This is a genomic window from Haloferax sp. Atlit-48N (genome assembly GCF_003383015.2).
GTDB classification, from domain to species: Archaea; Halobacteriota; Halobacteria; order Halobacteriales; family Haloferacaceae; genus Haloferax; species Haloferax volcanii.
This window is the reverse complement of record NZ_CP137689.1, coordinates 40,368-62,633: the sequence shown is the minus strand read 5'-3', so window position 1 is coordinate 62,633 and position 22,266 is coordinate 40,368. Positions and strand designations below refer to the sequence as shown.

At 66.9% G+C, this 22,266-nt stretch carries 20 protein-coding genes; all 20 read left to right on the top strand.

Annotated elements, in window-relative coordinates:
* Nucleotides 1-169: 169 nt before the first annotated feature.
* Entirely contained in the window at nt 170-2,008 is a 1,839-nt protein-coding gene (locus DEQ67_RS00300) for an ABC transporter substrate-binding protein (RefSeq protein WP_004065794.1), read from the top strand.
* 212 nt (nt 2,009-2,220) lie between these two features.
* A complete protein-coding gene (locus DEQ67_RS00295) occupies nt 2,221-3,270 on the top strand; it encodes an ABC transporter permease (RefSeq protein ID WP_004065796.1) in 1,050 nt (349 codons plus the stop codon).
* A gap of 6 nt (nt 3,271-3,276) precedes the next feature.
* Complete coding sequence (locus tag DEQ67_RS00290; protein ID WP_004065798.1) at nt 3,277-4,716, top strand: ABC transporter permease; 1,440 nt, start codon at nt 3,277-3,279, stop codon at nt 4,714-4,716.
* The gene (locus DEQ67_RS00285) at nt 4,713-5,792 is read left to right on the top strand and encodes an ABC transporter ATP-binding protein (RefSeq protein WP_115801986.1); all 1,080 of its coding nucleotides are present in this window, start codon (nt 4,713-4,715) and stop codon (nt 5,790-5,792) included. The genes DEQ67_RS00290 and DEQ67_RS00285 overlap by 4 nt, the downstream gene beginning before the upstream one ends.
* The gene (locus tag DEQ67_RS00280) at nt 5,789-7,123 is read left to right on the top strand and encodes an ABC transporter ATP-binding protein (protein WP_115891812.1); all 1,335 of its coding nucleotides are present in this window, start codon (nt 5,789-5,791) and stop codon (nt 7,121-7,123) included. Before DEQ67_RS00285 ends, DEQ67_RS00280 begins: the two co-directional genes overlap by 4 nt.
* 2 nt (nt 7,124-7,125) lie before the next feature.
* Nucleotides 7,126-7,581 carry a DUF7555 family protein gene (locus DEQ67_RS00275; RefSeq protein ID WP_115801984.1) on the top strand — a complete coding sequence of 152 codons (456 nt, stop codon included), beginning with the start codon at nt 7,126-7,128 and terminating at the stop codon, nt 7,579-7,581.
* Between the two features lie 61 nt (nt 7,582-7,642).
* Nucleotides 7,643-8,221, top strand: a complete 579-nt coding sequence (locus DEQ67_RS00270) for a DUF7529 family protein (protein WP_115891811.1) — start codon at nt 7,643-7,645, stop codon at nt 8,219-8,221.
* A 132-nt stretch (nt 8,222-8,353) separates the two neighbouring features.
* The gene (locus DEQ67_RS00265) at nt 8,354-9,208 is read left to right on the top strand and encodes a CBS domain-containing protein (RefSeq protein ID WP_004065811.1); all 855 of its coding nucleotides are present in this window, start codon (nt 8,354-8,356) and stop codon (nt 9,206-9,208) included.
* Nucleotides 9,201-10,985 (top strand): glycine--tRNA ligase, encoded by a 1,785-nt coding sequence (glyS, locus tag DEQ67_RS00260; protein WP_115801983.1) that lies wholly within the window; start codon nt 9,201-9,203, stop codon nt 10,983-10,985. The genes DEQ67_RS00265 and glyS overlap by 8 nt, the downstream gene beginning before the upstream one ends.
* A gap of 6 nt (nt 10,986-10,991) precedes the next feature.
* Nucleotides 10,992-11,594, top strand: coding sequence for a dolichol kinase (locus DEQ67_RS00255; protein WP_115801982.1), 603 nt, complete (start codon nt 10,992-10,994; stop codon nt 11,592-11,594).
* Nucleotides 11,595-11,637: 43 nt separating this feature from the next.
* Nucleotides 11,638-12,123, top strand: a complete 486-nt coding sequence (locus DEQ67_RS00250) for a cation:proton antiporter regulatory subunit (protein WP_004065818.1) — start codon at nt 11,638-11,640, stop codon at nt 12,121-12,123.
* Complete coding sequence (locus tag DEQ67_RS00245) at nt 12,123-13,337, top strand: cation:proton antiporter (protein WP_115801981.1); 1,215 nt, start codon at nt 12,123-12,125, stop codon at nt 13,335-13,337. Before DEQ67_RS00250 ends, DEQ67_RS00245 begins: the two co-directional genes overlap by 1 nt.
* A 499-nt stretch (nt 13,338-13,836) precedes the next feature.
* Entirely contained in the window at nt 13,837-15,054 is a 1,218-nt protein-coding gene (locus DEQ67_RS00240) for an argininosuccinate synthase (protein ID WP_004065822.1), read from the top strand.
* Between the two features lies 1 nt (nt 15,055).
* On the top strand, nt 15,056-16,522 hold the full coding sequence (gene argH / locus DEQ67_RS00235; protein WP_115860689.1) for an argininosuccinate lyase: 1,467 nt from the start codon (nt 15,056-15,058) through the stop codon (nt 16,520-16,522).
* 320 nt (nt 16,523-16,842) lie between these two features.
* On the top strand, nt 16,843-17,022 hold the full coding sequence (gene lysW, locus DEQ67_RS00230; protein WP_004045057.1) for a lysine biosynthesis protein LysW: 180 nt from the start codon (nt 16,843-16,845) through the stop codon (nt 17,020-17,022).
* 1 nt (nt 17,023) lies between these two features.
* Nucleotides 17,024-17,899 carry a lysine biosynthesis protein LysX gene (lysX, locus tag DEQ67_RS00225; RefSeq protein ID WP_115891810.1) on the top strand — a complete coding sequence of 292 codons (876 nt, stop codon included), beginning with the start codon at nt 17,024-17,026 and terminating at the stop codon, nt 17,897-17,899.
* Entirely contained in the window at nt 17,896-18,939 is a 1,044-nt protein-coding gene (gene argC / locus DEQ67_RS00220) for an N-acetyl-gamma-glutamyl-phosphate reductase (protein ID WP_115891809.1), read from the top strand. The genes lysX and argC overlap by 4 nt, the downstream gene beginning before the upstream one ends.
* A gap of 54 nt (nt 18,940-18,993) precedes the next feature.
* Nucleotides 18,994-19,977 carry an acetylglutamate/acetylaminoadipate kinase gene (locus tag DEQ67_RS00215; protein WP_115891808.1) on the top strand — a complete coding sequence of 328 codons (984 nt, stop codon included), beginning with the start codon at nt 18,994-18,996 and terminating at the stop codon, nt 19,975-19,977.
* Nucleotides 19,974-21,110, top strand: coding sequence for an aspartate aminotransferase family protein (locus DEQ67_RS00210; RefSeq protein ID WP_115891807.1), 1,137 nt, complete (start codon nt 19,974-19,976; stop codon nt 21,108-21,110). Before DEQ67_RS00215 ends, DEQ67_RS00210 begins: the two co-directional genes overlap by 4 nt.
* The gene (locus DEQ67_RS00205; RefSeq protein ID WP_004065836.1) at nt 21,107-22,252 is read left to right on the top strand and encodes a [LysW]-lysine hydrolase; all 1,146 of its coding nucleotides are present in this window, start codon (nt 21,107-21,109) and stop codon (nt 22,250-22,252) included. The genes DEQ67_RS00210 and DEQ67_RS00205 overlap by 4 nt, the downstream gene beginning before the upstream one ends.
* Nucleotides 22,253-22,266 lie beyond the last annotated feature (14 nt).

Here is a 22,266-nt window from a genome sequence, read left to right as displayed (position 1 = left end):
CTGATTCTGTCGCCTCGAAAGCGGGTTTAAAATGTAAAACGAGTTTTGTAGGGATTCTCGTGGCAGTTTTCGCCGCTTGGGTATGGAACTACCTCCCTTCCACGCTACACTATATCAAACAAATCGAATACGGTAAGTTTATCCACGCGCCGGGAAAATTTCGTTCTGAATGCCAGACACTAACAAACTCTCGCGTCGCCGCTTCCTGAAGGCAACGGGTGGGGCTGCCACGGCCGCCGCTCTCGCCGGTTGTACCGGCGGTGATGGTGAAGAGACGACGACGACCGAATCCGGTGGCGAGGAGACCACCACCTCGTCGACGACCCAAGAGGACACGGGCACGGAGCTGTCCGGGTCGGTGTTCAACCGCACCCTCTCGGGGACCATCACGACGATGGACCCCGTCGCCGCGACCGACACGTCGTCGGGCATCCTCATCCAGCAGGTCTTCGACTGCTTGATGTCCTACCAGAACGCCCTCCCGACGGTCGAAAACGAACTCGCCGCGGACTACACGGTCTCCGACGACTTCACGACCTACACGTTCGAGCTCGCGGACGCGACCTACCACAACGGCGACCAGGTCACCGCCTCGGACTTCATTTACTCGTGGGAGCGCCTCGCGGCCTCCGAGAACAGCCGTCGCGCCTACTTCATCCTCGACTCCGTCGGCGTCGAACACGAGACGGACGACGAGGGCGACTACGTGCCCGGGTCGCTCGGTCTCGAAGTCGGCGAGAGCGAGAGCGAACTCGTCGTCAACCTCTCGGAGCCGTTCCACGACACCCTCGAGATGTTCGCCTACACCTCCTTTGCCGCCCTTCCCGAGGGCGTCCTCGGCGACATCGAGGGTCACGACGGCGAGATGGAGTACACCGAGTTCGCGTCGAACAACCCCATCGGTGCGGGTCCGTTCGAGTTCGCGTTCTGGGAGCAGGGCACCGCCGCGGCCGTCTCCAAGTACGACGACTACTACGGGCAGGTCGCGCAGGTCGACAACGTCCGCTGGCAGGTCATCGAGGACGACACGGCCCGCTACAACTACGCGATGAACGAGAACGCGGACTACTTCACCCTGCCCACCGCGCAGTACGACCCCGGACTGGCTCAGGTGGAGTCGACCGACGAGTACGGTCGCGAAATCGGGACGTACGGGCCCGTCCGTAACGGGAAGACGCTCAACTACGTCGGCGTTCCGACCCTCTCCATCTACTACGTCGGCTTCAACATGAACAAGGTCCCGAAGGCGGTCCGTCAGGCGTTCGCCTACGTCCTGAACCAAGACCAGATGGTCTCGGAAGTGTTCAAGGGCCGCGGCTCCGCGGCGGAGCTCTTTACGCCGCCGACCATCTTCCCCGGCGGTGCGCAGGCCGCGAGCGACCTCGTCAGCTCCGACTACCCGTACAGCGCGGGCGAGACGGACATCGAGGCCGCCCGCCAGGTCATGGAGGAGGCCGGCTACGGTCCGGACAACCAGTTCGAGGTCCAGTGGACCCAGTACAACAACAACGCGTGGGAGGAGATGGCGAGCATCCTCCGCGACCAGCTCGCATCCGCCCACATCAACATGCAGATTCAGAAGGCCGACTTCTCGACGCTTCTCGAACGCGGCCGCAACGGTCAGCTCGAAGCGTACACCCTCGGCTGGATTGCCGACTGGCCGGCACCGGACAACTTCCTGCAGCTCCTGAATCCGCCGCAGACTGATACGTCCGAACAGGGCCCCATCTCGTACGTCAACTGGACGGCCGAAAACGGCGACGCCGCCCAGCAGGCGACCGACGCCTATCAGCAGGTCGTCAACAACCCCGCGCCGACCGACGAGGCCCAGCAGGTCCGCGACGAGGCCTACGTCGACATCGAGATGGCCAACTGGGAAGACGTCGCGATGCTGCCGGTCTACAACCAGAAAGAAGAGACGTTCTGGTACGACACCGTCGACATCGAACCGTTCGGTGGGATGGGTCCGAGCCGCCAGAAGCTCAACACCGTCACCCTCAACCGATAAAACCGAGGAACACGGGAACGCTTTCGCGTCCCGTCTCAATCGAAACGGCCGAATATTTTTGACAAGCGTACAATTAGTGGCCACTATATGAAATAATCTGGCATCAGAGTTGCTGAAACTGCGATATTTGGACCTCAAAGCGCAAGACATATCCATACCACTCAGTAAAAACTTACAACAATGTCCGCTCGAACGGTCTGCGAGGTGATGCCATGAGTCGATGGCAGTACTTCCTCCGCAGGGTACTGATGTCGATTCCTGTCGTCATCTTCGGGACGACGATTACGTTTGCCCTCATCCGCCTGGGGCCACTCGACCCCGTTTCAGCGATTCTGGGGACGCAATACAACCCACAGGCGGCAGAACAGATTCGAACGAACCTCGGGTTGAACCAGCCGCTATGGAGTCAGTACCTCGACTTCATGTACGACCTGTTCACCTTCCAACTCGGCCAGTCGTGGGTCATTGCGCCCGGGACGACCGCGTACGAACTCATCGAAATCTACGCGCCCCGGACGATTTGGCTCGGGTTCTGGTCGGTCGTCATCGCGCTGTTCGTCGGGATTCCGCTCGGCTTCTACGCCGGGCTGAACCCGAACACGCCCTCCGACTACGCCGCTTCCTTCGGCGGAATCGTCTGGCGCGCGATGCCGAACTTCTGGCTGGCCATCATGCTCGTCACGGCCCTCTCACAGCTCGGGTCGTGGACGAACGGCCTGTTCACGTGGCAGACGTGGATTGTCAGGACGAACGTCGTCACACCCCCAGCGCTCGGCTTCTTCCAGTCGCCGGTCGAACAGTTCCTCGCTGACCCCGGCGGGTGGATCGAGTCGTTCGTCCGAGCGACGAAGCAGATAGCCCCCGCGGCGCTGGTCCTCGGCTCTGCGTCGATGGGCAACGAGATGCGTATCGGCCGTACCGCGGTCCTCGAAACCATCAACTCGAACTACGTCGAGACCGCCCGCGCGAAGGGCGTCTCCGGGCGCTCGCTCGTCTGGAAGCACATCTTCCGGAACGCGCTCATCCCGCTCGTGCCCATCATCACGGGCGAGGCGTTCCTGCTTCTCGGCGGGTCGGTGTTCGTCGAGACGGTTTTCGCCATCAACGGCCTCGGCTGGCTGTTCTTCAACGCCGCCATCAACGGGGACCTGCCGCTCATCGGGACGCTGATGTTCATCTTCATCCTCATCCTGGTCGGCACGAACATCCTTCAGGACTTCCTGTACACGATTATCGACCCGCGCGTCGGGTACGACGGGTGAATCACAGTGAGCACGACAACCGAAACCGAAATTCCGCTCCGACAACGAGTCGCTGAGAACCCCCAGCCCGCGCTGATTTGGGCCGCCGTCGGTGCAGTCCTCGTCGGCGTCGAACTGGGCGCTATCCTCCAAGTCGTCGGTGCCGTCGCCGGCGTGGTCGTCAACCTCCTCCCCGGCGACCCCGGCGCGTCCGCCGTCCAGTCGTTGCAGGCGGCGTTCGACGCGATTCCGACGCTCGTCTCCCGCGACGTGATTCCGAACCAGGGCTACTGGAACGGGACTAGCTACCAGAACACGTTCCTCGGGCTCTCGCCCGCGGTCGCGTGGGCCATCCGCGTCGTGTTCGTCTACGCGTACGCCTTCGCGGTGCTGGCGTGGGCGTGGAACGGCTACAACCGGTTCCGCCGCCACTACCGCCGCGTCGACTGGACGCCGCGGGACGACGTGGTCAACCGCTTCCGGAATCACTCCTGGGGCAAGTTCGGGCTCATTATCGTCATCACGTTTGTGGTCATGGCGGTATTCGCGCCCGCGCTCGGTCCGACCACGATGGAGCGGAACATCCTCCAGCCGTACGACTACGAGGTGAGCTACTGGAGCGAAGACACCCAGAGCGTCGAGACCGTCCTCGTCGGCGAGGCCAACATCGGCTCCGGGTCGCAGGGAGCGGGCGACGAGAACGTCGCGCCGCTGACGTACGACGACTTCGGCAGGTTCCATCCGTTCGGCACGGCGACAAACGGGAAGGACTTGTTCACACAGGTGGTGTTCGGGGCCAGAATATCCCTGACAATCGCCGTCGTCGCCATGGGTATCGCCGGCCTCATCGGGCTCGGCTTGGCCATGATAACGGCGTACTACAAGGGACTGGCCGACTTGGCGACGGTGTTAGTCTCAGACTCGATACAGGCGTTGCCGGTCATCATGGTCCTCATCTTGATGCTCGTCATCTTCCAGAACACCTGGGTGAGGGAGTTGTACGACGGCGCGGTGCTCATCATCCTCATCTTCAGTATCGTCTACTGGCCGTTCATCTGGCGGTCGATACGTGGCCCGGCGCTCCAGGTCTCCGAGGAGGACTGGATCGACGCCGCGAAATCGTTCGGACAGACGCCGACGCAGGTCATGCGCAAGCACATGGCACCCTACGTGTTCAGCTACATGCTCATCTACGCCTCGCTCAGTCTCGGTGGTATCATCATCAGCGTCGCCGGGCTCTCCTACCTCGGGCTCGGTATCACCGCGCCGACCCCCGAGTGGGGCCGGCTCATCGCGAACGGACAGCAGTACGTCGCGAGCCCCTCGTGGCACATCTCGCTGCTTCCCGGCCTCCTCATCACGCTCGTCGTGACCGGTCTGAACGCCTTCGGCGACGGCATCCGCGACGCCATCGACCCGCAGGCGGACACCGGTGACGAGGCCGCGGCCACCGGAGGTGGCGCATGAGCACCGAACAGGCGCGCTCGGCCCGCACCGAGGGTGAGCCGCTGCTCTCCGTCGAGAACCTCCGAACGTCGTTCTACACCGACAAGGAGGTCATCCGCGCGGTCGACGGCATCTCGTTCGACATCTTCCGCGGCGAGACCGTGGGCATCGTCGGCGAGTCCGGGTCGGGCAAGTCCGTCACGGCCCGCTCCATCATGCGGCTGGTCGAAAAGCCCGGCCGCATCGAAAACGGCCGCATCATGTACGACGGCGAGGACCTCCTCGACAAGTCGGCAAAGCAGATGCGCTCCATCCGCGGCGGCAGCATCGCGATGGTGTTCCAAGACCCGCTGACGAGTCTGAACCCCGTCTACACCGTCGGCAACCAGATTAAGGAGGCGCTTCGCCTCCACCGCGGACTGAGCGGGTCGGCGGCGACGAAAGAGGCAATCGAGCTGCTCGAAGCGGTCGGGATTCCGGACGCCCACCGTCGCGTCCGCGAGTACCCCCACCAGTTCTCCGGCGGGATGCGCCAGCGCGCCGTCATCGCGATGGCGCTCGCGTGCGACCCCGAACTGCTCATCTGCGACGAGCCGACCACCGCGCTCGACGTGACTATCCAGGCGCAGATTCTGGAGCTCCTCGAAGAACTGCAAGAGGAACGCGACCTCGGCATCATGTTCATCACCCACGACATGGGCGTCATCGCCGAAATCGCCGACCGCGTCAACGTGATGTACGCGGGCGAAATCGTCGAGAGCGCACCCGTCGTCGAACTGTTCGAATCACCGAAACACCCCTACACGCAGGGGCTTCTCAACTCCATCCCCGGACAGGGGCTCGACGAGGGCGAACAGCTCGCGACCATCGAGGGCGACGTGCCGACGCCGAACGAGGACCCGACCTACTGTCGGTTCGCCCCCCGGTGTCCGAAGGCGTTCACCGAGTGCGACACGGTCCACCCAGAGCCCGTCGAAGTCGGGGACGGCACGGGCCGACACCGCGCGTCGTGCCTGCTGTACCCCGACGACCTCCCCACGGAGGAGGCGGTCGCCGTCCACCGCGAGGGCGGACAGCGCGGAGGTGACACGCGATGAGTACGACATCCACTGAAGAAGAACAGACTGCGAAGCCGCGCGGAGACACGCTCCTGGAGGTCAACGGCCTCAAGACCTACTACGAGGACGGCGGCATCCTCGGGAGCAACCCCGTGAAGGCGGTCGACGGCGTCTCGTTCGACATCCAGCGCGGCGAGACGCTCGGGCTCGTCGGTGAGTCCGGTTGCGGGAAGTCCACGCTCGGTCGCACGCTGATGCGCCTCGAAGAGGCCACCGCGGGCGAGGTCAGGCTCAACGGCACGGACATCACCACGCTGTCCGGCTCCGACCTCAAGCAGTTCCGCGAGGACGTGCAGATGGTGTTCCAGGACCCCGATTCGAGCCTCAACGAGCGGATGACCGTCGGCGAAATCGTCCGCGAGCCGCTCGACGTTCACGACTGGAAGACGCCGTCAGAGCGCCGCGAACGCGTCCGCGAACTGCTCGAAACCGTCGGGTTGCAGGAGCAGCACTACTACCGCTACCCGCACCAGTTCTCCGGCGGCCAGCGCCAGCGCATCGGCATCGCCCGGGCGCTCGCGCTCGAACCGGAGTTCATCATCCTCGACGAGCCGGTGTCGGCGCTCGACGTGTCCGTGCAGGCGAAGATTCTCAACCTGCTCGAAGACCTGCAAAACGAGTTCGGGCTGACATACCTGTTTATCGCCCACGACCTCGCGGTCGTCCGCCACATCTGCGACCGCGTCGCCGTGATGTACCTCGGCAACATGATGGAAATCGGCCCGGCAGACGAGCTGTTCGACGAGCCGGCGAACCCGTACACTCACGCGCTGTTGTCGTCGATTCCGGAGCCGGACCCGACCGTCGAGCGCGACCGCATCACCCTCCGCGGGACGCCGCCGAGCCCGCGGGACCCGCCGTCTGGCTGTCCGTTCTCGACGCGCTGCCCGGTGAAGATTCGCCCGGCGGCGTACAGGGAGATGGACCCCGACCTCTGGGAGCGCATCGAAATCTTCCGCGAGGTCCTGCGCGAGCGCTCTCGCGCCGACCCCTCGCTGAGCGACCGCGTCCGGAAACTGCTCGGCCGGGAGACCCACCGCGCCGGGATGGACGAAATCATCCCCGAACTGTTCGGCGACTTCGACGCGCCCTCGGACGTGATGAACCACATCCACGAGGCCGCCGACTACGCCGAAAACGACGACGAGGACGCCGCACGGACCTACCTCCGCGAGGAGTTCGGCAGCGTCTGTGACCACGAGCGACCCGAACAGCTCGCGGTCGGCAACCGGGGGCGACTGAGCCTCTGTCACCGCCACGAGGCCGAGTACGAGGAGCCGGCGACCGTCTTCGAGACGCTCGTCCAATAGCCATGGAGTTCGACCCACGCCGATTCGGCGTCAAGGCCATCGACGCCGTGGTCTACGCCGTCTCCCTCACCGGCGTGGTGTTCGTCGTGACCGCCGTCGTGAGCACGCTCGCCGGCAACGGACTGCCCGGCGCGAAGTGGCTCATGTTCTTTCTCGGGTTCGCCATGTTCGGCTACGCGTCGCTCAAAGTCCGCCCGAAGGCGGCGTGGAAACACGGGGACGGAAACGACGGTAACGGCGGCAGCGGCGGCAGCGACGGCGGCCTGTTCTCGGGGAGCGACGAACCGGTCGGCGTCGAAAAGCTCGTCGGGGACGCGCTCGACGCGATACTCCCGCCGCGACTGCGACCGGCGAACAGCGACGAGCGGCCGTCGAGCGGGGTGAAGCTCCTCCTCGCGTCGGTCTGTATCCTCGCGACTTCGTACGCGATGGAAGTCGTCTTCGAACTCAACTACTGACCGGCACGGGACCACCCGTGACATTCGATGCCTTTTACCATATACGTCGTCCAGAACGGGTATGGCCGAGCTCGGAGACGACGAGACGCCCGAGGCCGAACGGATCGCGAGCGATGCGGACCGTCGCCGCGAGGCGTGGGGCGCGACGCTCGACGACATGACAGCGATGGCCGACGAGTTCGAGGACGAGGGGTGGGAGACGGTCCGAATCCCGGCGGGTGACAGCGGCCCGTTCGGCCCCTCCAGCGGCAAAGGCGGCGAGGGGGCGTTCGGCCTCGCGTACGTCATCCCCGGCGACAAGGCCGAGACCGTCGCCGACCTGTTCGAAGCGACCTCGTTCCCCGAGTACGAGGTGTACCGCGCGGAGAACGACGGCCGCGTCTACATCGTGACGGCGCTGTTCTCGCCGGAGACCGAGACCGCGGTCTTCATCGCGGGCGCGTGGGACCTCCGCGAGGCGCTCGAGTGTGCGACCGTCGCCGTCGAGGAGGGGCGGATGTACTCCTACCTCCAGAAGCTCGACGGCACCGTCGTCGGCGTCGTCGAACACGACGACCCCGAGAAGTTCTTCCCCAACCTCGACGCGATTCGGCGGTACGCGCCGAACAGCGACGACGAGGGCGAAGGCGACGAGAACTGAGCCGAGGACCGTTCCGCTTCTACGCCGCGTGCGCATCGTCTGTCCTCCGACCCTCGCGAGCGGCGGCGGACGCCTGTCAGCGAGGCGAAAGCGTTCGCAGAGTACATTAGGCGGGGGGAAGAAAGCGGGTGTATGAAAGTAGCCGACGCGATGACCCGCGGTGAGGAGGTCGTGACGGTGTCCCTGCCGGGCACGCGCGACGACGTGCTGGAATACCTCCAAGAGCGTGGGTTCTCTTCTGTTCCTGTGGTGAAAGAGACCGACGAGGGGACGAAGTACCGAGGCCTCATCTCTCGGGAGGACCTCATCGAACACCCCGACGAGGACCAGCTGGCGGTGCTCGTCCGCGAGGTGCCGACCGCGAGCGCCGACGACGACCTCGAAGCGGTGGCCGCGACGATGGTCTCGGAGGACGCGCGCCGAATCCCCGTCGTCGACGGCGACGCAATCGAGGGCATCCTCACCGTTACCGACGTGGTCCGGGCCATCGCCCGCGGCGACATCGACGGCGAGACCGAGGTCGGTGACGTCGCCGCCCGCGACGTGAACACCACGTACGTCGACGTGCCGCTCCACATCGTCGAGCGCGAGATATTCTACGCGAACGTGCCCTACGCGGTCGTCCTCGACGACGAGGCCTCGCTGGCCGGCATCGTGACCGAAGTCGACATCATCGAGGTCGCCCGCGTCGTCGAAGGCGAGGCCGGCACCGGCGACTCGGTCGCCAATCAGGACGACGAGTGGATGTGGGAGGGCATCAAGGCGGTCGGCAATCGCTACATCCCGACCCGGAACGTCGAGATACCGGCCGAACCGGTGTCGAAGTTCATGACCGACGACCTCGTGAGCGTCGCCACGCGCGCCACCGCCAAGGACGCCGCCCAGACGATGATTCGCGAGGACATCGAGCAGATTCCGCTCGTCTCCGGCGACGAACTCATCGGCGTCGTCCGCGACATCAACCTGCTGGAGGCGCTGTATGAGTGAGGGCGACGAGTCCGCCGCGCTCACCGAACTCGCCAAGCGCCGGGGCTTCTTCTTCGGCTCTTCGGAGGCCTACGGCGGCGTCGGCGGCTTCTACACCTACGGCCCGCAGGGCGCGGCCCTGAAGTCCAACGTCGAGGAGGCGTGGCGCGAGCGCTTCGCCGTCCAGGAGGGTAACCTCGAAATCGAAGCGCCGACCATCATGCCCGAGCCCGTCTTCGAGGCGTCGGGCCACCTCGACGGCTTCGACGACATGCTCGTCGAGTGCGCCGAATGCGGCGAGTCCCACCGCGCGGACCACCTCATCGAGGACAACTCCGAACTGGAGGACGCCGAGACGCTATCCCCTGAGGCGGCGGCGGAGAAAATCGCCGATCTCGGCCTCGTCTGTCCGACCTGCGGCGCGGACCTCGTCGGCCAGTCGGTCGAGGACTTCAACCTCATGTTCGAGACGAACATCGGCCCCGGCTCGTCGACGCCGGGCTACCTCCGCCCCGAGACGGCGCAGGGCATCTTCGTGGAGTTCCCGCGCATCAAGGAGTACGCGCGCAACAGCCTCCCGTTCGGCGTGACGCAGGTCGGCCGCGCCTACCGCAACGAGATTTCGCCGCGGAAGAGCATCGTCCGCACCCGCGAGTTCACGCAGGCCGAACTGGAGCACTTCATCGACCCCGAGCGCGACGAGGCCGACCTTTCGGCGGTCGAGGACGTGGAGGTGCTTCTGTACCCCGCGACCGAACAGGAGGCCGACGACGGCGACTACGTCGAGACGACCATCGGCGAGGCCGTCGAAGACGGCATCATCGGCAACGCGTGGCTCGGCTACTTCCTCGGCATCGCCCAGGAGTGGTACGAGACGGTCGGCGTCGACATGGACCGCTTCCGCTTCCGCCAGCACCTCGCGGGCGAGCGCGCCCACTACTCCTCGGACTGCTGGGACGCCGAAAGCGAGGTCGACGGCGACTGGATAGAAATCGCGGGCTTCTCGTACCGGAGCGACTACGACCTCTCGAAGCACGGCGAGTACGGCGACGACGACTTCACCGTCTTCCAGCAGTACGACGAGCCGAAGACGGTCGAGCGCGCCGTCGTCGACCCCGACATGGCGACGCTCGGCCCCGAGTTCGGCGCGCAGGCCGCCGACGTGGCCGAGGCGCTGGAGACGCTCGCCGAGCGCGACCCCGACGCCTTCGACGCCGACGAGGTGACCCTCGACGTCGACGGCGAGGAAATCACCGTCGACACCGACGTGGCCAACTTCTCGGTCGAGACGCAGACCGAAGCGGGCGAGCACATCACGCCGCACGTGGTCGAGCCGTCGTTCGGTATCGACCGCACGGTGTACACGCTTCTCGCGCACGCGTACGAGACCGACGAGGTCGACGGCGAGGCGCGGAGCTACCTCTCGCTTTCGCCGTCGGTCGCGCCGACGAACGTCGGCGTCTTCCCGCTCGTGAGCAACGTCGACGAGCTGGTCGACCTCGCGGACGACGTGGCCGAAGAGCTCCGCGCGGCCGGCTTCGCGGTCGTCTACGACGACTCCGGCAGCATCGGTCGGCGCTACCGCCGACAGGACGAGGTGGGCACGCCGTTCTGCATCACCATCGACCGCGACGGACTGGAAGGCGACGGCGCGGACACCGTCACTATCCGCGAGCGCGACAGCGGCAAGCAGGTCCGGCTGCCCGTCGACGACCTCGTCGGAACGCTCGTCGGCCTGCGCGCCGGCACCGCCTCGTTCGACGACGTGCTCGACGACAACGAGGTCGTCGAGGCGTAACCCGCCGTGGGGCGACCGAGCACCGCCGAGGTGAAACGGCGACTGGTCCACGCGAGCGGTTCGGGGATGCCGCTTTTGTACCTCCTCGGGCTGGTCGAGTGGCGTACCCTCGGGTATCTGTTCGTCTTCCTCGCGGCGGTCGTCAGCGTCCTCGAACTGCTCCGGCTGTTCGGCGGTCTCGAATGGGCGGTCTACGACGAACTCACCCGCGAGTACGAACAGGACAACGTCGCCGGCTACGCGCTGTACGTTTACAGCCAGACGGCCGTCGCGCTGGTGTTCGGCCCCCACATCGCGGTTCCGGGGATGCTCATGCTCACCATCGGTGACCCGATAAGCGGCCTGATGGGCTCCGCACCGGTGGGTGAGTTGAAGTCGGCGCGGACGCTCGCGGCGATGTTCGCGGTCTGTTTCGCCCTCGCCGCGCCGTTCGTGATTCCCGTCTCGGGGGTCGTCGCGGGCGGCCTCGCCGCGGCTGCCGGCGCTGCCGGGGCAACGCTGGCCGACGGCGCGAAGCCGGTCGTCGCCGGCTACGTCATCGACGACAACCTCTCGATTCCGCCGGTCGCCTGCACCGCCATCGCGGCGACGCTCTGGCTGCTCACCTGAGCGGAAGGCGGCTTTATTTTGCCCGCTCGCCAATCGTCGAGCCATGACAGTCTACGAGAGCGACCTTCCGGGCGTCGGGAAGAAACACGAGGTGGACCTCGGCGACGGCTCCCGGCTCGTCATCGTGACGCACAACACCGGCAAGCGGGAGGTGTTCCGGCGCGCGAGCGCCGACAGCGACTCCGAGAAGCTGTTCGAGCTCACCGACAAACTCGCCCGACAGGTGGGGACGCTCCTCGAAGGCGCGTACTTCCAGCCGGTCCAGACGGAGACCATCGAGACGCTGCTGGGCGACAACACGCTCATCGAGTGGGTCGAAGTCGGCGCGAACTCCGACATCGCGGGCAAGACGCTCGGCGAGTCCGACCTCCGGCAGGCGACCGGCGCGTCCGTCATCGCCATCGAGCGGGGCGACGAGGTCGTCACCTCGCCCGGCGGCGACGCCATGGTCGAAGCCGGCGACACGCTCGTCGTCATCGGTCCCAAGACGGCCTGCCGCGACTTCGTCGCGCTCGTCAAAGGGGCCTGATGGCGGCGGCGCTACTCGAATTCGGCTACCTGTTCGCCGTCCTCGCGGTCGTCGGAGCGGTCGCGCTCCGCCTCGGTCTGTCGGTGATTCCCCTCTACGTCGTCGGCGGCGTCGTCGCCGGGCCGTACGTCGCCGGGCGGTTCGGCCTCCCGTACGTCCCGAACGGCGAGGTCGTGACGGTTCTGGCGGAACTCGGTATCGTCCTCCTGCTGTTTTTCCTCGGCCTTGAGTTCAGCCTCGACCGACTCCGGTCGTCGGGGGCGAAAATCGGCCGCGCGGGCGTCATCGACCTCGCGGTGAACCTCCCCATCGGCGTCGCCATCGGCCTCGTCCTCGGCTGGTCGCCGGTCGAGGCGCTCCTGCTCGGCGGCATCGTCTACATCTCGTCGTCGGCCATCGTGACGAAGACGCTCATCGACCTCGGGTGGATTGCCGACCCCGAGTCGGAGCCGATTTTGGGCACGCTCGTCTTCGAGGACCTCGCCATCGCGGTCTACCTCGCGGTCGTCACCTCGCTCGTGCTCGGCGGCGACGGCGGCGTCGCGGCCATCGGGCGGTCGCTCGCCATCGCCTTCGGCTTCCTCGGCCTGCTGTTCGTGGCCGTCCAGTACGGGACGGCGCTGTTCGCCCGCGTCCTCGACGTAGAGAACCAGGAGGCGTTCGTCCTGCGGGCGCTCGCGGTCGTCGTCCCAATTTCGGGCGCGGCGCTCGCGCTCGGGGTGAGCGAGGCCGTCGCGGCGTTCTTCGTCGGCATGGGCTTTTCGACGAGCGGCCACCGGGAACGACTCGAACACCTGCTCGTCTCCGTGCGCGACGTGTTCGCCGCGGTGTTCTTCTTCTGGATTGGGCTCGGCACCGACCCGACGCTGTTGGCGGCGGCGGCCGTCCCGCTCGCCATCGCGGTCGTCCTCTCGACGCCGTCGAAGGTTCTCTCGGGCTATCTCGGCGGTCGGGCGTACGACCTCTCGGCGCACCGGTCGCTCCGGGTCGGCGTCGGACTGGTCCCCCGCGGCGAGTTCTCGCTCGTCATCGCGGCGCTGGCCGCCGCGGGCACGACGCCGGTGATGCGCGACATCATCCCGGCGTTCGCCGTCGGCTACGTGTTCGTCATGAGCGCCCTCGGCACGGTGTTGATGCAGCGGTCCGACCTCGTGGAGCGTCTGGTCTTCCGCGGCGGCGAGACTGACGGCGAGGCCTCGGCGGAGAGCGCCTGAGTCGCCCCGGCGCGGGTTCTGCCCATCGGCGGCGGCCGACTCGAACGACTCGACTGACCCGACCGGCCACAGAACACTTACCCGAGGAGCCGTCACGTTGCGGGTGCTATGACCCTTATCGAGTGGCTCATCATCGCAGTCGTCGTGGTCGCGGTTATCGCGCTCGTCCTCGCGCTCGTCGACAACGAACTGCTGGTCGAACTCGCCGGGGAGTTGCTCGACTGAGGAAACGTTTGCGTCGCCGGAAGCGTTTAATAGGGAAGCCGTCGTAGCGTCTCACAACCATGGCGACTCGCAGCACTTGCGCCACTTTTGCCCCGCTGCGAGCCGCGGCTGTCCGACCCCGACGACGGGCCCTTTAGGGCCACAATCATCATCTCCTTCGGGACACGTCGAAATCGCTAATCTCCTGTTATCGTGCCCATAGGCATCTCTACCCTTTAATTTCATAAACTGAATGCAAAGAATTTATCTGTGTGTCCCCGCCACAGACGAGTACATGAAGAAAGTCGCACTCGCGTTCTCGGGCGGACTCGACACGACAGTCTGCGTCCCGATTCTCGAAGAAGAGTACGGATACGACGAAGTCGTCGGCGTCACGGTCGACGTCGGCCAGCCCGAAGAGGAGTTCGAGGAGGCTTACGAGACGGCCGAGGCCCTCGGACTGGAACACTACGTCGTCGACGCGAAACAGGAGTTCGCACAGCTCTGTCTCGACTCGGTGTGCGCCAACGCGGACTATCAGGGCTATCCGCTCGGCACCGCGCTCGCGCGCCCGGTCATCGCCAAGGCCATCCTCGAACTCGCAGAGGAGCAGGACTGCGACGGCATCGCCCACGGCTGTACGGGCAAGGGTAACGACCAACTCCGCTTCGAGGCGGTCTGGCGCGCCTCCGACCTCGAAGTCATCGCGCCCGTCCGCGAGATGGGCATGACCCGCGAGTGGGAAATCGAGTACGCCGCCGAGAAGGACCTCCCGGTGCAGGGCGGCAACGAGGGCGTCTGGTCCATCGACACGAACCTCTGGAGCCGTTCCATCGAGGGCGGCAACCTCGAAGACCCCGGCTACGTCCCGCCGGAGGACATCTACGAGTGGACCGACCAGCCCTCGGACGAGACGGAACTCATCGAAATCACGTTCGAAGACGGCTACCCGGTCGCCGTCGACGACGAGGAGCTCGAACCCCTCGAACTCATCTCGCTTCTCAACGAGAAGGCCGGCAAGCACGGCGTCGGCCGCACGGACATGATGGAAGACCGCATGCTCGGCCTCAAGGTGCGCGAGAACTACGAGCACCCGGCCGCGACGACGCTCCTGAACGCCCACGAGGCGCTCGAAGGGCTCGTCCTCACGAAGGAGGAACGCGACTTCAAGGCCACCGTGGACAACGAGTGGTCCCAGAAGGCCTACGAGGGCCTCGTCGACGCCCCGCTCGTGGGCGCGCTGAACGCCTTCCTCGAAAAGACCCAAGAGCGCGTCACGGGCACCGTGACCATCAAGTTCGAGGGCGGACAGGCCCGCCCGGTCGGCCGCGAGTCCGAGTACGCCGCCTACTCCGAGTCCGCCGCCTCCTTCAACACGGAGACGGTCGACGGCATCGAGCAGGCCGACGCGACGGGCGTCGCCAAGTACCACGGCTTCCAGGCGCGTCTCGCCAACCAGAACACGAAGAAAGCAAAGCCCGAACTCGCCGCAGACGGCGGTAGCGACGAGTAAGATGGCAGGCGAGGACGGCGACTCCGAGGGCGTCATCCGCCGGGACCGCTTCAGCGGCGGCCCCGCCCGCGGGTTCATGTCGAGCCTCGCGGCCGACGAACGCATCTTCGAGGCCGACCTCGCCGTCGACCGGGCGCACGTCGTGATGCTCGCGTCGCAGGACATCATCGAGTCCGAGGTCGCGAGCGAGATTCTCGCCGCGCTGGACGAGGTCGAGGCCGCGGGCCACGACTCGCTTTCCGGCGGCGAAGACGTCCACGAGGCCATCGAGGCCGCGGTCATCGACATCGTCGGCCCCGACGGCGGGAAGATGCACACCGCCCGCTCGCGCAACGACGAGGTGGCGACCTGCATCCGCTACCGCCTGCGCGAGGACGTGCTTTCGGCCCTCGACGCGGCGCTCGCCCTACGCGAGTCGCTGGTCGAGACGGCCACCGAACACACCGAGACGGTGATGCCCGGCTACACGCACCTCCAGCCCGCGCAACCGACGACGGTCGCGCACTTCCTTCTCTCGTACGAACGGGCGGTCGCCCGCGACTGCGCCCGCCTCATGTGCGCGTACGAGCGCATCAACCAGTCGCCGCTCGGGTCGGCCGCCTTCGCGGGGACGCCCTTCGACGTGAACCGCGAACTCGCCGCCGACCTGCTCGGCTTCGACCGCGTGATGGAGAACTCGATGGACGCCTCCGCGACCCGCGACTTCCTCGCGGAGACGCTGTCGGCGCTCACGACCCACGCGGTCACGCTCTCCGGGCTCGCCGAGGACCTCGTGATATTCTCGAACAAGGGGCTCGTCGAGCTGTCGGACGACTACTCGTCGACCTCCTCCATCATGCCGCAGAAGAAGAACCCCGACACGATGGAGCTCGTCCGCGCCGTCGCGGGCGACGCGGTCGGAGAACTCACCGGCCTCCTGACGACGCTGAAGGGACTGCCGCGCGCGTACAACCGCGACCTCCAGCGCGCCCACAAACACGCGTTCCGCACCGTCGACGACGTGGGCGAGGCGGCCGCGGTCGCCGCCGGCGCGGTGGCGTCGGCGACGTGGCCCGAAGACGAACTCGCAGCGGCCGCGGGCGACGGCTTTTCGACCGCGACCGGCGTGGCGGACCTGCTGGCGATGGCCGGCCTCCCGTTTCGCACGGCCCACGAGGTCGTCGCGGAGGCGGCCGCCCGCTCCGAGGGAACGCCCGACGTGGCAACACTTGACGCCGTCGCTACGGACGTATTAGGTGAGTCACTCTTTACGCACGTGACAGCCGAGGCCGTCGAAGCCGCGCTCGACCCGACCGAGAGCGTGGCGAGTCGCGATTCGGTCGGCGGGCCCGCGCCCGCCGCCGTGGAGGCGACGCTCTCGACGGCCCGCGACGAGCTCTCGGACGACGCCGCGGCCGTCGCCGACGCCCGCGACTCGCTCGCGGCGGCCGCCGAGGGTCTCGACGAGGAGGTTTCGAGCTATGTCTGAGTCCGAACGCGAGACGCCCGCGGGCCCGCTCCGACGACCCCGAGCGGTCGCGCCGCGACGACCGGCGGGGCTCCGACGACCCCGACCGGAACCGCGGCGACGACGACCACGACCGACGCGGGGGACGGGCCGACCGGTCCGACGACCGGTCCCGTCTCCGGCGTCGAGTGAGCGTGGCACCCAAGCTCGACGCGTCGTTCGGTCGACCCGTATCGTCGGCCGATTCGACAGATAACACCCGTTAGAGACTTCTTTGCATTAATTTTTCTCGCGTAATTTTCGACGGCTTTAATACCGTCCGTCGACCAGCCACGGATGTAATGAGCGACACCATCACCGCGGAAGACCCGCTGAGCGGAGAGGAAATCGAGCTGCCGGCCGACGTCGAAGTCGGTGAAATCATCGACAGCCCCGCCACGGGCGCAGAGCTGGAAGTCGTCTCCCTCGACCCCGTGACACTCGAAGAAGCGCCCGAACTCGAAGAGGACTGGGGAGAGTAAATTGCACGTTGGACTGCTCTATTCCCGGATTCGCCGCGACGAGAAGCTGCTTCTCAACGAGCTTCGCGACCGCGGCCACGAGGTGACGAAGATAGACGTTCGGAAAGAGCAGTTCGACCTCACGGAGCCGCCGGAATCGTTCGACGGACTCGACGTGGTGGTCGACCGCTGTCTGGCGACGAGCAGGAGCATCTACATCACGCGCTTCCTGAAGTCGTACGGAATCCCGGTCGTCAACTCCCACGAGACCGCCGACATCTGCGCCGACAAGGCGAAAAACAGCCTCGCGCTCGCGGACGCGGGCGTGCCCACGCCGAACACGAAAGTGGCGTTCACGGTCGACTCGGCGATGGACATCGTCGAGGAGTTCGGCTACCCCTGCGTCCTCAAGCCGATCGTCGGCTCGTGGGGTCGCCTGATGGCGAAAATCGACTCCGAGGCGGCCGCCGAGGCCATCCTCGAACACAAGTCGACGCTCGGAAACTACGAGCACAAGGTGTTCTACATCCAGGAGTTCGTCGAGAAGCCGGGCCGCGACATCCGCGTGCTCGCCACCGACGGCGAACCCGTGGCCGCGATGGTCCGCTCGTCGGACCACTGGCTCACGAACGCCGCGAAGGGCGCGAGCGTCGAGGAGTTCGAACTCGACGACCGCGCGGAGGAACTCGTGAAGCAGGCGTCCGACGCGGTCGGCGGCGGCCTGCTCGGCGTCGACCTCATGGAGACGGGTGACGACTACACCGTCCACGAGGTCAACCACACCGTCGAGTTCAAGGCGCTCAACGACGCCGTCGAGACGGACGTTCCCGCGACGGTCGTCGACTGGCTCGAAGCCAAGGTCGACGGCGAGCAGTCGCTGGCGGAGGTCTCGGCGTGAGCGACCAACTCACCGCGGGCGTCGTCGGCGGCTCCGGCTTCACCGGCGGCGAACTGCTCCGCCTGCTCGACGGCCACCCGAACTTCGATATCGAACAGGCGACGAGCCGCTCCTACGAGCGCAAGACCGTCGGCCACGTCCATCCGAACCTTCGTCACCTCGACCTCCGTTTCACCTCGCCGGAGGACCTCGAATCAGTCGACGTGCTGTTCACGGCGACGCCCCACGGCGTCTCGATGGAGCACATCGACGCCTTTCAGGACGCGGCGGACACCGTCGTCGACCTCTCTGCGGACTTCCGTCTCTCCGAGGCGGCGCAGTACGACGAGTGGTACGACGGCCACGTCTGCCCCGAGTATCTGGAGAAATCGGAGTACGCGCTCCCCGAACTGAACCGCGAGAACCTCCCCGGCGCGGACCTCATCGCCGCGGGCGGCTGTAACGCGACCGCGACGATTCTCGGCCTCAAGCCGCTTTTCGACGCCGGCATCCTCGCCGGCGACGAGCAGGTCGTCGTGGACGTGAAAGTCGGCTCGTCGGAGGGCGGCGCGGGCGCGAGCAAGGCGTCGTCGCACGCCGAGCGCTCGGGCATCGTCCGCCCCTACGCGCCGACCGGCCACCGCCACGAGGCCGAAATCGAGGAGTACCTCGGCCTCTCGGTCTCGTTTACCGTCCACGCGGTCGACATGGTCCGCGGCGCGGCGGCGACCTGTCACGTCTTCCCCGACGGCCCCGTCTCGAAGGGCGACATGTGGAAAGCGTTCCGCGGCTCCTACGGCGACGAACCGTTCGTGCGCACCGTCGCCGGCGGCGGCGGCGTCTACCGCTACCCGGAACCGAAGTCGGTCGCCGGGACGAACTACGGCGAGGTCGGCTTCGAAGTCGACCCCGGAAACCGACGACTCGTCGTCTTCTCGGCCATCGACAACATGATGAAAGGCTCCGCGGGGCAGGCGGTCCACGCCGCCAACATCGCGCTCGGGCTGGACGAGACCGCCGGACTCGACTTCACCGGCTTCCACCCCGTCGGCTCGCCCTGACCGCACCGCCCCCGAACGCTCGCCCCGACCCACGATTTACGCACCATTTCGACTATGACAGGATACACACGCGAGGAACTGCTCGCGGCACACGAACAGCTCGTCGACAACGAAGACAACCTCATCGCCGACGGCGGTATCGGAATCGGAGATTCCGGTACCTCGTCAGCGCTCCGCGCTGACGGCGGCAAGGAGCCGCCGGTCGTCGTCAAAATCGGCGGCGCGAAGGCCGTCGACCCGCAGGGAGCCGTCTCCGACGTGGCCCACCTCGTCGCCAACGGCACCGACGTGGTCGTCGTCCACGGCGGCTCGACCGCCGTCGACGAGACGCTCGAAGAACTCGGCGAGGAGCCGACGTACGTCGAGTCGCCCTCGGGCGTCTCCGGCCGCTTCACCGACGAGCGCACCATGGAGGTCTTCTCGATGGTGATGCCCGGCAAGCTCAACACCGACCTGACCGCGCTGTTCCGCGAGGCGGGCGTCGACGCGCTCGGCCTCTCGGGCGTCGACGGCGGCCTCCTGACCGGGCCGCGCAAATCGGCCGTCCGCGTCGTCGAAGACGGCAAGAAGAAAATCAAGCGCGGCGACCACTCCGGGAAGATTACCTCGGTGAACGCGACGCTCCTCGAAACCCTCCTCGACGGCGGCTACACGCCCATCGTGACCGTTCCGATGCTCGCCGACGACGGCGTGCCGGTCAACGCCGACGCCGACCGCGCCGCCGCCGCGGTCGCGGGCGCGCTCGGCGCGAAACTCGTCGTCCTCACCGACGTGAAAGGCGTCTACGCCGACCCCGACGACGAGTCCACGCTCATCGAGACGGCCGACACGCCCGAGGCGTTCTCGGCGCTCGAATCGGCCGCTGAAGGGTTCATGACCAAGAAGGTCATGGCCGCGAAGGAGGCGCTCGACGGCGGGGCCGCCGAGGTCGTCGTCTCCGACGCGAACCTGAACGACCCCATCGTGACGGCGCTCAACGGCGGCGGCACGCACGTGACGCCCGGCGCGCTGGTCGAAGCCGAGGAGGCCGAACAATGAGCGGCTTCGTCTTCAACGAGAAACCCATCGCCATCGAGTCCGGCGAGGGGCCGTATCTCTACTCGGACGACGGCACCGAGTACCTCGACTTCGGCGCGAGCTACGCCGTCGCGGCGCTCGGCCACTCCCACCCCGCTGTCACCTCCGCGATTCAGGAGCAGGCCGCGAAGCTGACCTACGTGCAGGCGTCGTACCCCGTCGAGGTCCGCACGGAACTGTACGAGAAGCTGGCGACACTCGCGCCCGGCGACATCTCGAACGTCTGGCTCTGTAACTCCGGCACCGAGGCCAACGAGGCGGCGATGAAGTTCGCCCGCTCCGCGACCGGCCGCCAGAAAATCGTCGCCACGAAGCGCGCCTTCCACGGTCGCACCCTCGGGAGCCTCGCGCTCACGTGGAAACAGAAGTACAAGAAGCCCTACGAACCGGTCGCCGGCGGCGTCGAGTTCGTCAGCTACGGCGACGAAGCGGAACTCGCCGAGGCCGTCGACGACGAGACGGCCGCCGTGTTCTTAGAGCCGATTCAGGGCGAAGGCGGCATCAACCCCGCGACGGCCGAGTATCTCCAGACCGCCCGCGACCTGACCGAGGACGCCGGTGCGGCGCTCGTCTTCGACGAGATTCAGACCGGCATCGGCCGCACCGGGTCGCTGTGGGCCTGCGAGAACGCCGGCGTCGTCCCCGACATCCTCACGAGCGCGAAGGGCATCGCCAACGGCCTGCCGCTCGGCGCGACGCTCTGCGCCGACTGGATTGCCGACGGCGCGGCGTCCCACGGCTCGACGTTCTCCGGCGGTCCCGTGGTCTGCGCGGCGGCGAACGCCACCCTCGACACCATCGTCGAGCAGGACCTGCCCGGCCACGCGGCCGCGGTGGGCGACTACCTCACGACGGAGCTCGAAGCCGCCGTCGAGGAACACGACCTGCCGGTCCGCGAGGTCCGCGGCGACGGCCTCATGGTCGGCGTCGAGGTCAAACGCGGCGCGAACCGCACGCTGAAGCACCTCGCGTTGTCCGAGCAGTTGCTCGCGCTCCCCGCGGGCCGGACGGTCGTCCGGTTCCTGCCGCCGCTCGTCATCGAGGAAGAACACGCCGACCGCGCGGTCGACGCCATGACGAACGTGTTATCATGAACGCCGAAATCGACCGCGAGGGACACGACGAGTCGGAGACCGAAGCGGAGTCGGCGGCCGAGACGGCGGCCGACGCCGAGGTCGACGCGGACGCCGACACCGACGCCCTCGACGAGGGCGAGTGGGCCGACGCGCGCCACCTCCTCTACGACATGGTCTCGACGCCCTCGGTGTCGGGCGACGAGGAGGCGGCCGCCGAGGTCCTGAAGGCGTTCTTCGAGGCGCACGACCGCGAGGTGTGGATAGACGAAATCGGCAACGTCCGCGCCCCGGCCGACGACGCGGTGCTTCTCACCTCCCACATCGACACCGTCCCCGGCGACGTGCCGGTGAAGATAGAAGACGGCGTGCTCTGGGGTCGCGGCAGCGTCGACGCGACCGGCCCGCTCTGTTCGATGGCCGCGGCGGCCGTCGAGACGGGCGTCTCGTTCGTCGGCGTCGTCGGCGAGGAGACCTCCTCGCGCGGCGCGTGGCACCTCGTGGAGGACCGCGAGGAGCCCGACGCGGTCGTCAACGGCGAGCCCTCGGGCTGGGACGGCGTCACGCTCGGCTACCGCGGGTTCCTCTCCGGGACGTACATCTCGACGAGCGAACTGGGTCACTCCTCGCGCCCCGAGGAGAACGCCATCCAGTCCGCGGTCGCGTGGTGGTCCCGCGTGGCCGACTTCTTCGACGAGGACCGCGACGGCGTCTTCGACACGGTGACGACCAAGCCCGTGACGTTCGACGGCGGCCCGACGGAAGACGGCCTCGCGGTCGAGGCGACGGTGGACGTGCAGTTCCGCGTCCCGCCGCGGCTCTCCATCGACGACGTGCGCGAGGTCGCGGAAAGCGAACTCACCCGCGGCGGCGTCCACTGGAACAAGCCCATCCCGCCGGTCATGATGAGCCCCCGCACCGACGTGGCGCGGGCGTTCCGCGTCGCCATCCGCAACGTCGGCGGCGTGAAGCCCCGGCTCCTCCGCAAGACCGGGACCAGCGACATGAACATCTTCGCCGGCACGTGGGACTGCCCCATGGCGACCTACGGCCCCGGCGACTCCGACCTCGACCACGCCCCGAACGAACATCTCGACCTCGCCGAGTTCGACAGCGCCATCGACGTGCTCGTCGACGTCTGCGAGCGCCTCGCGGACGACTGAGACGAGACGAGCGA